The sequence below is a fragment of the Bacillus sp. ABP14 genome, assembly GCF_001831375.1.
In the GTDB taxonomy this organism is placed as follows: Bacteria; Bacillota; Bacilli; order Bacillales; family Bacillaceae_G; genus Bacillus_A; species Bacillus_A paranthracis.
In genome coordinates, this window is the sequence record NZ_CP017016.1 from 3673876 (window position 1) to 3686258 (window position 12383).

Genomic DNA, 12383 nt, shown 5'->3' on the forward strand with positions numbered 1-12383 from the left:
CCCTGTTTTTTTGCTACAGAACTCACGTTTTCAACCTCCCCTTCGCGAATAATCCCTCTTTACTTTTCAACTTTTAACGTTTGTAAGTATGCATTTAATGCATCAATTTGATCGTCTGTTAAGTTGCCATATTTACCAGTCATTTTATTTCCTGGTTTCATATTTTCAGGATCTTTCAGCCATTTTTTTAAGTTTTCTTCATTGTTTTCAGCAATGCCGGCAACTGTATCGCGATCCGCAAAGTTTGCTAAGTTTGGTGCGATACGAGCGGAAGGTGGTCTACTATCATTAGATCCAACTGCGTGACAACCAATACAGCTTTTATTAAATATTTCTTGGCCTTCTTGCGCCTTTGTTGAAGCTACTTCTTTCTTCCCATCAATTTTCTTCATATCAGCAAGCCACTTTTTGTACTCGCTTTCATCTAAAGCTTTCACTTTGAATTGCATTAAAGAATGTGATGGGCCGCAAAATTCTGTACAAAAACCATTATAAGTGCCCGATTTATCTGCCTTTAACCACATTTTGTTCACATTATCTGTATTTGTATCCATTTTCCCAGCTAAAGATGGAACCCAAAACGAATGTTTAATATCGGCACCCTTCAAATTCAAATACACTTTCTTACCTGTGGGGATGACTAAATCTTGAGAAGTTACTATCTTTTCTGATTTATAAGAAAATTCCCACCAATAAAGATTCGCTGTTACATCAACAACGATAGTATCTTTATCAATATTCTTTTTCTCCATCGCACTTACATCAGCAAGTTTGAATGTATATGTAACCGTCGGAACAGCTAAGATTAGCAAAAGAATAATCGGAATAACTGTCCATATAATTTCTAGTTTGTGATTCCCTTCAACTTGCTCCGGAATATAATCTTCCTGACCTTTCTTTTGTCGGAAACGCACAATTACATATAAGAAAATAATAGTAACTACTAGTACTACTCCTACCATGATCGCACTTGCTAGTAAGAGCAGATCATATTGCATTTTTGCTACTTCTCCTTGCGGAATTAAAGTAGATTGAAAGGCTTTACCGCATCCCCCTAACAGTAAAGCCAGCAGTGAAACGAACGAAAGCAGTCGCCACTGTTTCTTCATACAAACAACCCCCACTTTCCTTGTGAATTAGATTGTACTTTATAGTTAAGTAAAGTAAATCTCAACGTAAAGAAATCCAATTATGTCGTTGTCTTAGAAGAATGTAACTACAATCATTGATACAAATAAGATTGTTAAATAATTTAGGGAATAAACAAACATTTGCACAGACCATTTGATGTCATCTTTCTTACGGAAGCCATAAAAACCTAAAACGATCCATCCGATGTTAAGCAGTGTTGCAATTACCATAAATGTTATCCCTAGTCCACTCATATAAAATGGTAGTGGTAATAAACATACTGTCCAAATCATAATTTGGCGTTTCGTAATTTCAAATCCATGAACTACAGGAAGCATTGGAATTCCTGCGTTTCGATATTCATCAACACGTTTCATTGCTAATGCAAGGAAATGTGGGATTTGCCAAATAAACATAATTAAAAATAACATCCAAGCAATTGGATGGCCTAAAGATGGATCGATTGCTGCCCATCCAATTAAAGGTGGAACTGCACCAGATATACTACCTACAACAGTATTTAGTGTATACTTTCTCTTTGTCCATAAACTATATAGAACAACATATGTGAAAGCACCAATAAATCCCATTAAGACTGCCATTGGTGTTGTTAATAATAAAAATACAAAACCAAGAAGTAATATAACTAGTCCAAATGTAAGTGCAAATCCTGGTTTATACTTTCCAGTAACCGTTGGACGGGTCTTTGTTCTTTCCATTAATGGATCGATGTCTCGATCAATGTAGTTGTTTAAACAACATACCCCTGCCATAACTAATCCAGAACCAACGATTGTAAAGAATAACTTATCCAGATTGTCCATTACACTTAATCCATTAAAGTGTAATGCCAACCAAAATCCTGTAAATACAGTAAGTGTATTTGAATTTACAATCCCCATTTTAACGAGCGCTTTTAAATCTTGTAACCGAGTTGTTTCCGGTACGCTTGTAACAGCAGACTCATCATGCAGCTCACTTGTTGCATGGTTCATCACTTTAACCCCCTCTTAAAACTTTCATCTTTCTTTTTGCGCCTATTTCAAATTGAAATATTTCGCTTCTATATAGCAATATTATTACAGTAGAAACATTGTTAACCCATTCTACTACTAATCTACGCCCATACTCCAATATATTAAATCATATTTCCCGAACATTTTGTGAAGAAAACATGAACTTTTTGTGTCGAACATAAAAAACTTAATTGTTACTTATCCATATCATAACATGATGTTACCTTCTATAATAAACTTTTTTGTCATATTTAACACGTATTCTCCCCATTTCTTTTCAAAATAGCCTATTTTTCACCTAAAAATTTCCTTATAAACCTTATTTCCACACCCGTTTTCTCTTCCCTGTCTTCCCCCTCCATTTCTTTGCTATTTTATTATTTTTTATATATCATAGGAACTAGCGCGTTTTATTCTATACATAATGGAATGAAAATATTTCGCAATAACTTCATAGCAGAAAGATGGTGAAAGAGATTGCAACGCTTTATTAAATGGTTAGCAGTCATTACGAGTCTTGATTTATTAATAGTTTTATTAGGAGGCGCCTTAGTTACAAAAACAGGCTCTGGCCAAGGATGCGGTAAATCATGGCCACTTTGTAACGGTGAATTTGTTCCATCTAATTTATCAATGGAAACTATTATTGAACTAAGTCATCGCCTTACATCAGGATCAGCAGGAATTCTTGTTACTCTCCTTTGTATTTTGTCCTGGAAATATTATAAACATGTGCGCGAAACAAAAACGTTAGCAATTTTATCCTTCGTATTTTTAGTTGCACAAGCATTAATGGGAGCCGCAGCGGTTGTTTGGGGGCAAATGCCAGCTGTACTTGCTATCCATTTCGGTATTTCCTTAATTTCATTTGCTTCTGTCATTTTATTAACGTGTCTTATCTTTGAAATTGACCAAAAATTTGATGCACGTTCACTTATTATGGACAAAAAAATGAAATTTCATATTTATGGTGTAACAATTTACAGTTATATTGTCGTCTACACAGGGGCTTTAGTACGTCACGAACGAGCTAGCTTAGCCTGTCCAGACTTTCCTTTATGTAGCAAAAATAGACCTATGCCAACTCAATTACATGAATGGGTTCAAATGGGACATAGAGTTGCAGCGATGTTAATTTTCGCTTGGATACTATACGCGATGATTCTCGCTATCCGCCATTACAAACAGCAGCCTGTCGTATACTGGGGATGGATCATCTCATTTATCCTTGTTACACTTCAAGCTATCGTAGGAATTTTAGTCGTATTTACAAATGCTAGTTTATCAATGGCATTATTACATTCCCTATTCATTTCTTGCTTGTTTGCTGTACTATGCTATTTAGTTATGTTAGGTACAAGAAGTAAAGTGAATGCAAAAGAAGCTGCATCAATTTCTAAACAAACAAAATAAATGAAAATACCTTGCCCGAATTGGCAAGGTATTTTTTCGTAATAAAAAAGAGCTGTGTTTCCACAACTCTTTTTTATTTTAGTGATCTAATTCAATGAGTAAGTCACCCGTTTGAATTGCATCTCCATCGCTAACATATACTTTTTTCACTTTACCATTAAACGGCGCTTGAACTGTCGTTTCCATTTTCATCGCTTCTGTAATTGCCATAGATTCGCCTTTTTTCACTTCATCGCCTTCTTTTACAACTACTTTAATAACCGTTCCTGGCATTGTTGCGCTAATGTGGTTTGGATTTTCACGGTTTCCTTTCACACGTTGTGCAACTGTCGCTTTCACACTTTCGTCTTTCACAACAATCTCACGTGGTTGACCGTTAAACTCCAAGTAAAGCACACGATTTCCATCCGGCTGAGGCTCTCCAATTGATACTAGTTTAACCATCAATGTTTTACCTTGTTCAATTTCCACATCGATTTCTTCACCAAGTCTCATACCATAGAAAAATGTCGGTGTATCAAGCACAGATACATTTCCATAAATCTCAGCAACTTTTTCGTAATCCATAAATACTTTTGGATATAATGCATATGCAACTACATCAAACATCGTCACTTCGCGTCCAAGTTTATGGAATAGCTCTTCTTTTAACGCGTCGAAATCTACTGGTTCTAATAATTCACCTGGTCTTACTGTTAATGGTTCTTTCCCTTTTAAAATAATTTCTTGTAACTTTTTCGGGAAACCACCATATGGTTGTCCTAAATCTCCAGAGAACATTTCAACAACAGATCCTGGGAAGTCCATAGAATGTCCACGCTCTAAAACATCTTGTTCTGTTAAGTGATTTTGAACCATGAATAATGCCATATCACCAACAACTTTAGATGATGGTGTTACTTTAACAATATCACCAAACATGTCATTCACACGGCGGTACATTACTTTCACTTCATCGAAACGATCGCCTAAGCCAACCGCTTTCGCTTGTTGTTGTAAATTACTATACTGTCCGCCTGGCATTTCGTGCATATATACCTCTGTATGAGGAGCATTCATACCACTTTCAAACGGTGCGTAGTATTTACGTACATCTTCCCAGTAATGAGATAATTTTTCTAATGAATCTATATTAACATCTGGCTGTCTTTCGTTTCCACCTAACGCATAGTATAGCGTGTTCGCACTTGGTTGTGACGTTTGACCAGCCATAGAACTTACTGCTACATCGACAATGTCAACACCTGCTTCAATTGCCTTCGTATACGTTAATATACCATTTCCACTCGTATCGTGTGTGTGCAGGTGAATCGGAATCGATACCGTCTCTTTTAATGCTGAAACTAAATCATATGCTGCATTTGGTTTTAGTAAGCCCGCCATATCTTTAATACCTAAAATGTGAGCTCCTGATGCTTCTAATTCTTTTGCTAAATTTTTATAGTAATTTAAATCATATTTACTACGCAGTGGATCATGAATATCCCCTGTGTAACACATCGTTGCTTCTGCAATTTTACCAGTATCTCGTACAGCATCAATCGCAACTCTCATACCTTCTACCCAGTTTAAGCTATCAAAAATACGGAACACATCAATTCCAGCTTGGGCAGAACACTCCACAAACTTTTGAATTAAATTATCCGGATAGTTTTTGTAACCAACCGCATTTGAAGAACGAAGTAACATTTGGAATAAAACATTTGGCATTTTTTCACGAAGATCTAGTAATCGTTCCCACGGATCTTCTTTTAAGAAACGATATGCAACATCAAACGTTGCACCGCCCCACATTTCTGCTGAGAATAAGTTCGGTAACATTCTCGCTGTCGGCTCTGCAATTTGGTGTAAATCTTTTGTGCGAATACGCGTTGCAAGTAATGACTGATGCGCATCACGGAATGTTGTATCCGTTAAAAGTACACGTTTTTGATCTTGTACCCATTTTACTAATCCGTCTGCTCCACGCTCATCCAAAATTTGTTTCGTTCCATTTTTGATTGGCTCTGAGTGTAATACATTCGGTATACGAGCATCTGGGAAAATTGGTTTCTCTTTTTTCCCTACTCCTGGGAAGCCATTTACTGTTACTGTCCCGATGTAATTTAACATTTTCGTTCCTCGGTCTTTACGTTTCGAGAACAAGAATAGTTCAGGTGACGCATCAATAAATGAAGTGTCATATTCCCCTGATAAGAAGTTTTTATGTTTTACTACATTCTCTAGGAATGGAATATTCGTTTTAATACCACGGATACGGAATTCTTTTAAGTTACGTTCCATTTTTGCAGCAGCTTGTTCAAAAGTAAGCGCCCATGTTGTAACTTTTACAAGTAAAGAATCATAGTACGGTGTAATAACAGCACCTTGGAAACTATTACCTGTATCAAGACGAACTCCAAAGCCACCACCTGATCGATATGCCATAATTTTTCCTGTATCCGGCATGAAATTATTTAGTGGATCCTCAGTCGTTACTCGAGATTGTATTGCAAATCCATGTACAACAACTTCCTCTTGCTTTGGAACACCCACCATTTTACTATGTAATGCATGTCCATCAGCTATTAAAATTTGTGATTGAACGATATCGACTCCTGTAATCATTTCTGTAATTGTATGTTCTACTTGAACACGCGGATTCACTTCAATGAAATAGAAATTATCATCTTTTACAAGAAATTCAACTGTTCCTGCGTTTAAATAATTTACATTTTTCGTTAATTTCACAGCAGCATCACAAATACGCTGACGCAAATCATCTGAAAGCGACACACTAGGTGCAATTTCTACTACTTTTTGATGACGACGTTGTACAGAACAGTCTCGCTCGTATAAATGAACAACATTGCCCTCTTCATCTGCTAAAATTTGAACTTCTATATGTTTAGGTTTTTCAACGAATTTTTCTACGTATACTTCATCATTACCAAAGGCTGCTTTTGCTTCTGACTTTGCTCGATTATACGATTCTCTTAATTCTTCACTAGTACGTACAATACGCATACCACGACCGCCCCCGCCAAGGGAAGCTTTAATAATAATCGGGTAATCATACTTTTCAGCAAATTTTTCGACTTCTTCTAATGAATCTACTGGCCCATCACTACCAGGAATAACTGGAATTTGTGCTAGCTGCGCTTGTGTTCTTGCTTTTACTTTATCTCCAAACATATCTAAATGCTTACTTTTTGGACCGATAAAGATAATTCCTTCTTCTTCACAACGTTTTGCGAATTGAATATTTTCTGACAAGAAACCATATCCAGGGTGGATTGCATCTACATGATTACTTTTCGCAATCTCAATAATGCCCTCAATATCTAGATAAGCATCAATTGGCTTTTTTCCTTCCCCAACTAAATAGGATTCATCGGCTTTATAACGATGATAAGAACCACTATCCTCTTTAGAATAGATTGCAACTGTTTTTAATCCCAGTTCCGAACAAGCTCGAAACACACGAATTGCAATCTCTCCACGGTTAGCTACCAATACTTTTTGAATACGTTGCAGCTTTGTCATGATTTTCCCCCTCTACTTTCCTACCACTCTAGAGATAAAATATATACACACCATAAAGAGCGTGAAGTTCTTCACTTTCTACATTATATTATACTTAGAAAGCTTCACTTTATTTTTATCCATCATACCTTATTTTTTAACAAATGATAAGTTTTCTGAGCAATTTGTCTCACAAAAATAGTATAGCATACCTCTTCCTTTTCTAACAACTTAATTGTATATCACATTAAATTAAATGTGATATATCTTTTGATATTAAAGTCAATTAATACATCACATTTAACTTGTCTTAAAAATAAAAAAACACATCGCGCTCTAAAGCACAATGTGTTTTTTATTTTACAACTACAAGACGTGGTCCATCTTGTTCTCTTTCTTTCATTATCGTATTTTGCTCTTTTTCTTGTCGTTTCACATAACTAGCAATATTCAACAATATACCCATCGCAATTAAATTAGCCAATAAAGAACTACCACCATAACTAATAAACGGTAAAGGTACGCCTGTAAGCGGGATTAATCCAGACATACCACCAACATTAACAAAAGTTTGTATGCCAATTAAACTTGCAATTCCGATTGCAATTAAACTACCAAATGGATCTTTACATTTTTGTGCTACCCTAAACGAACGAATAATAATAAGTAATAAACAGATTAAAATGATAGCTACACCTATAAAACCTAGTTCTTCAGATATAATTGCCATAATAAAATCCGTTTGCGGCTCTGGTAAGTAGCCATACTTTTGTATACTATTCCCTAATCCTCTACCATTTAACCCACCTGAGGCAATTCCAATAAATGAATTAACTAATTGGAATCCATCATTTTGAGGATCGTTAAACGGGTCAAGAAAAACTGAAAATCGGGCTTTTTGGTAATTATTCAATTTATAATTCCCAATAAAATACAATGCAGGAACCCATACGATAGATGTTAATATAAACCTTTTTATCCACAGGTTAACATTAACTCCTGAACAGAAGAACATAATTAACACTGTTCCACCTATTAATATGTCAGTCCCTAAGTCATTTTGTAATAAAATTAATACCATCGATCCACCCACCACAAATAAGGGGGGGATTATCCCTTGTAAAAAAGGGGTTTGCCTCTCTTGTTTCTTAGCAAAAAAACTTGCTAACGTAATAATTACTGCTATTTTTACAAACTCAGCTGGTTGTATACCTAGTATCCATCCTTTTGCACCATTGATTACCTTACCGAAAAGGAAGGCTGCTGTTAATAAGCCAATCCCCCCTAACCCCATAGCTGCAAGAACTATTTTCTTCCTCCAAAATTTGTAAGGTACTACAGCGACAATCACTAGCATTACCGTTCCAATAGCAAGAGAAACTAATTGTTTTTTAAAAAAGTGATCTGCCGGCCAGTTATATTTCGATGAAATCGCAACAATGGAACTAGAACTATATACCATTATAACTCCCAGCACACATAAGATAACAAGAGGAAGTAATAATGAATAATCCATTGATTTCCATACTCTTTTCATTTCATTTCCTCTCTCTGTTTCAATTTAATTATTGTTGTATTCCATATGTACATTGGTTCTTCCTGCTTTATTATACAAATAAAAAGCTCAAACTTTTTCAGTTTGAGCCCCCTTATTTGAACCCGTTATTGTTGTTTGTTTGTAAATGCTTCATGAAGTGCAGATAACTCACGTTCAAGCTCTCCTAACATTGCTTTCCCTTGTTCTTCTGCAATAAGACCAAGGCGAACTGCAAAATCGACTTCGCGGGATAGTCCAAACATTTGTGTGTCTAACACTTCTTCATATAATGGACATTGCGGCATTGTAAGATGGTCCATTTGCACCTTAATAAGTCTTAAAATCTTCTCCGCATCCGCTTGTAGAAGGGCTAGTGCCTTTTCCTGATGATTTGATACTGTCTCAGACGCCAAATTGATTCCCTCCGTTTCCGTCCTACTCTCTCCTATCTATTAATATTAGCGATAGTTTTAATAAATTGCAATAGAAACATTTTTTGTGACAATAGTGTCTAATACTATTATACTGAAAAGTGGGAGTATAACACAAATGGGGGAACAACAATGAGCGAAATTTTATTTATTAATGGAAAAGTTCGTTTTCCAATCACTATCGATCCAACCGTTTGGATCTTTGATGATCGAAAAGTAGATTTGACAACTTACTTTGATGAAACGAGAGAAAACACTTCAGAACTAGAAGCTTATTTAAAAAACACTTCGGAACATTGGGATCGCGAAATCCGTGATGGTGCTGCTTTCCCGCCGATACAACAAAGTGTAAAGAAATTTAAAAAAGAACAGCTAATTACTGGAACGTTTGGTATACCATTTCAACCTTTTCTTGCTAATGCCGAAATTTCAGATGACGCTACGCAAGTCGAGATCGAAACAGTAGATGATACAATAACGCTTCCATTAGAAACTGTCAAACATGCTATTCTTGGTTTTTCAAAAGAAGGAAAACCATTAAAAGAAGATGGACCTGTTCATTTATATTACAATGATGGATCTAATAGACAAAATCCAATCCGTAACATCCGCAAATTTACAATTATTTAAAGAAAAGGAGTGAGCTTTTGCTCACTCCTTTTTATAGTAAATCTGCGGCTAGTTGAGCTAAATTAGATCGCTCCCCTTTAACAAACTTTACATGACCACTAATACGTTGCTCTTTAAACTTCTCTACAACGTATGTTAAACCGTTATTATATTCATCCAAATACGGATGATCAATTTGCTGAGGATCTCCCATTAATACGATTTTACTTTTTTCTCCTACCCTCGTTAGTATCGTTTTCACTTCATGCTTCGTTAAATTTTGTGCTTCGTCAATTATAATGAATTGATCTGGAATACTTCTCCCGCGTATATACGTAAGAGCTTCTACTTCTATCGAACCCATTCCAGCTAAAATAGCATCTAACTCTCCTGGTTTTTTCGTATTAAATAAATACTCTAGATTATCAAAAATCGGTTGCATCCACGGTCTTAACTTTTCTTCTTTTTCTCCCGGTAAATAACCGATATCTTTCCCAACTGGAACAATTGGCCGTGCAACGAGTAGTTTTTTATATAACCCTAAATCTTCCGTTTGCATGAGCCCCGAAGCTAAAGCTAGTAATGTCTTTCCTGTACCAGCTTTCCCTGTTAGCGTAACTAGTGGAATATCTTCACGAAGCAACAATTCTAATCCCATAATTTGCTGCACATTTCGTGGTCGTATTCCCCATACTTGTTCATTGGGAAAAATAAGTTTCTTTACCTTCTTACCTAAATGATCCACAATACCTAGTGCTGAACTAGATCCACCTAACGCATCTTTCATTACTACAAACTGATTTGGATAAAAAGGATGATTTGCAATTTCGGATAAAGGCAATTCGCCTTTTTCATAAAAATAATCCAATTGTTCTTTTGATATATATCCTTCTAAAAATCCTGAATATATATTTTCCACTTCAATAACCCGATCACTTAAATAATCTTCCGCCTTTAAACCTATTGCATCTGCTTTTACCCTTACGAGCACGTCTTTACTTACTAAAATAACAGACTTCCCGTCCTCTTTTTCTTGTTCTTCTAAAGATAGATTTTTTGCTACAGCTAAAATTCGATTATCATTTGTTTTTTCTACAAAAATATCTTGTAGTTGGACAAACGAACGATGATTTAATTCAATACGAAATGTACCGCCGTTTTCTAGCGGAATACTTTCATGCAGTTTTCCTATTTCACGAAATTTGTCTATTAACTTAGATACATAACGAGCGTTTCGTCCTACTTCATCCATATAACGTTTTTTCGAATCAACCTCTTCTAATACAACTGCTGGAATCACTACTTCATTGGTTTCAAATGAAAAAATAGATAAAGGATCCTGCAAAAGTACATTCGTATCTAACACATAAATTTTATCCAACCTGTTACCCCCTGACTCCACTTTTAAATTTGTAGAACAAGGGTTTCATCCATAAAATATGGACGAACCATTGTTATAATTATATGTACCGTATAAACGAGGTAGAATCGAAATTTATAGCCATTAAACCTTTTATTTATTTTTTATTCATTTCTATTCAATATATTACTTTTAATTATAATTATTAACCTAAAATCACAATAAGTAATTACAAAAGTTAATAACTGACTTTCTTATTTATCACATTTATAATTCTTTCATTCCTGCTAACACTTGGTTATCGAGCTTTTTAGCTGCACGAAGATCATACGTTTTTTCATATGTTGGCTCAATTGCAAGTTTTGCACCATAAAACATAACATCACGTACTTCTTGTACATTTACTTCTATTACAGTTAATTTTAGAGGAATGTCTTCCATTCTATCAGTCAAAATTTCACCTACACCACTTATGGAAAATACGGATTCATTCGCCATTATAGTCAATACCACTCCAGTACTATGTCTTATATTTTCCACAATACGTGAACGTTGATCTACTGCAAATCGAATACTAGTTTTACTCACTGCATACACCCAAGAAATAGCACTTACGTTAGGAACTTGTTTTTCAAAATCTGTTGTTGCTACCATAACAATACACTCTTTACGTAACGTTTGTACTAAATCATCTGTTAATGTGGGCTCTACTACATTCGCCATATTTCCACCTCCAAATATACTTCATATATCCTTATCATAACCTATTTTTTGAATTGCGAAAATATTATTTTTTCCCACTATTATTCAAAAACATTACACTTCCATGATATACTTATACTGATAGAATTCGTATTGAGGTGACGAAATGAGAGTCAAATGTATGATTTGTGATAAAAAAGATATGTTAGATGATGAAAATCCTATGGCAAAAAAACTGCGTAATCGCCCTATTCATACATATATGTGCATGGAATGTTCGGAACGAATTGCTGAACGTACGATGGAACGTCATGCAAGTGGTAATTTCCGATTATATCGTGATAAAAAAGTCGAAGACGATTGGTAAAATATAAATAAGTCCTTTATCAATATTGATAAAGGACTTATTTATATTTTTCAGGTTCGCGATTCATTTGATCCAAAAAACAATCAATAGCTTCTAATGGAAACCTTGCAGATTTTCTTTCTCCATTTATTTCATATGTAACTAAATACATTTCCTCGTTCTTCTTAACTTCCACATTTCTCAATTTATGTTCTTCATATATCATATTTTGAAATAACAAATACGTTTCTTTTGCAGCACTATCATCCGGACGTGCTTCGGCAACTGTTTTAATTGTTAACCAATTATATAACGCATCTTGTACGGAACGCAT

General features: G+C 35.2%; 11 protein-coding genes. 3 read left to right on the top strand and 8 right to left on the bottom strand.

The window, feature by feature from the left end:
* Positions 1-59 precede the first annotated feature (59 nt).
* Both coxB and ctaB read right to left on the bottom strand, forming a co-directional pair.
* Positions 60-1109: a cytochrome c oxidase subunit II gene (coxB, locus tag BGI23_RS18905; protein ID WP_000745271.1), complete on the bottom strand. Its 1050-nt coding sequence runs from the start codon at positions 1107-1109 to the stop codon at positions 60-62.
* A 93-nt stretch (positions 1110-1202) separates the two neighbouring features.
* Complete coding sequence (ctaB, locus tag BGI23_RS18910; RefSeq protein WP_001015058.1) at positions 1203-2126, bottom strand: protoheme IX farnesyltransferase; 924 nt, start codon at positions 2124-2126, stop codon at positions 1203-1205.
* Between the two features lie 498 nt (positions 2127-2624).
* Between ctaB and ctaA the strand changes: the two genes are divergently transcribed.
* Positions 2625-3560, top strand: a complete 936-nt coding sequence (gene ctaA, locus BGI23_RS18915) for a heme A synthase (protein ID WP_001188736.1) — start codon at positions 2625-2627, stop codon at positions 3558-3560.
* Between the two features lie 78 nt (positions 3561-3638).
* Here the strand turns inward: ctaA and pyc are convergent, their stop codons facing one another.
* The 3 genes from pyc to BGI23_RS18930 form a co-directional block, all read right to left on the bottom strand.
* Positions 3639-7085: a pyruvate carboxylase gene (gene pyc / locus BGI23_RS18920; RefSeq protein WP_070806763.1), complete on the bottom strand. Its 3447-nt coding sequence runs from the start codon at positions 7083-7085 to the stop codon at positions 3639-3641.
* Between the two features lie 334 nt (positions 7086-7419).
* A complete protein-coding gene (gene ftsW, locus BGI23_RS18925; protein WP_000832780.1) occupies positions 7420-8601 on the bottom strand; it encodes a putative lipid II flippase FtsW in 1182 nt (393 codons plus the stop codon).
* Positions 8602-8726: 125 nt separating this feature from the next.
* Entirely contained in the window at positions 8727-9014 is a 288-nt protein-coding gene (locus BGI23_RS18930; protein ID WP_000135695.1) for an Fpa/YlaN family protein, read from the bottom strand.
* Positions 9015-9164: 150 nt separating this feature from the next.
* Between BGI23_RS18930 and BGI23_RS18935 the strand changes: the two genes are divergently transcribed.
* Positions 9165-9662, top strand: coding sequence for a molybdopterin-binding protein (locus BGI23_RS18935; RefSeq protein WP_001289788.1), 498 nt, complete (start codon positions 9165-9167; stop codon positions 9660-9662).
* 31 nt (positions 9663-9693) lie between these two features.
* Here BGI23_RS18935 and BGI23_RS18940 read toward each other — a convergent pair whose 3' ends face one another.
* Positions 9694-11022 (bottom strand): PhoH family protein, encoded by a 1329-nt coding sequence (locus tag BGI23_RS18940; protein WP_000358084.1) that lies wholly within the window; start codon positions 11020-11022, stop codon positions 9694-9696.
* Positions 11023-11268: 246 nt separating this feature from the next.
* On the bottom strand, positions 11269-11724 hold the full coding sequence (locus tag BGI23_RS18945; protein ID WP_000024590.1) for a pyridoxamine 5'-phosphate oxidase family protein: 456 nt from the start codon (positions 11722-11724) through the stop codon (positions 11269-11271).
* A 145-nt stretch (positions 11725-11869) separates the two neighbouring features.
* Here BGI23_RS18945 and BGI23_RS18950 point away from each other — a divergent pair, with 145 nt between their 5' ends.
* The gene (locus BGI23_RS18950) at positions 11870-12070 is read left to right on the top strand and encodes a YlaI family protein (RefSeq protein ID WP_001995040.1); all 201 of its coding nucleotides are present in this window, start codon (positions 11870-11872) and stop codon (positions 12068-12070) included.
* 37 nt (positions 12071-12107) lie between these two features.
* Here BGI23_RS18950 and BGI23_RS18955 read toward each other — a convergent pair whose 3' ends face one another.
* A complete protein-coding gene (locus BGI23_RS18955; RefSeq protein ID WP_001258148.1) occupies positions 12108-12383 on the bottom strand; it encodes a hypothetical protein in 276 nt (91 codons plus the stop codon).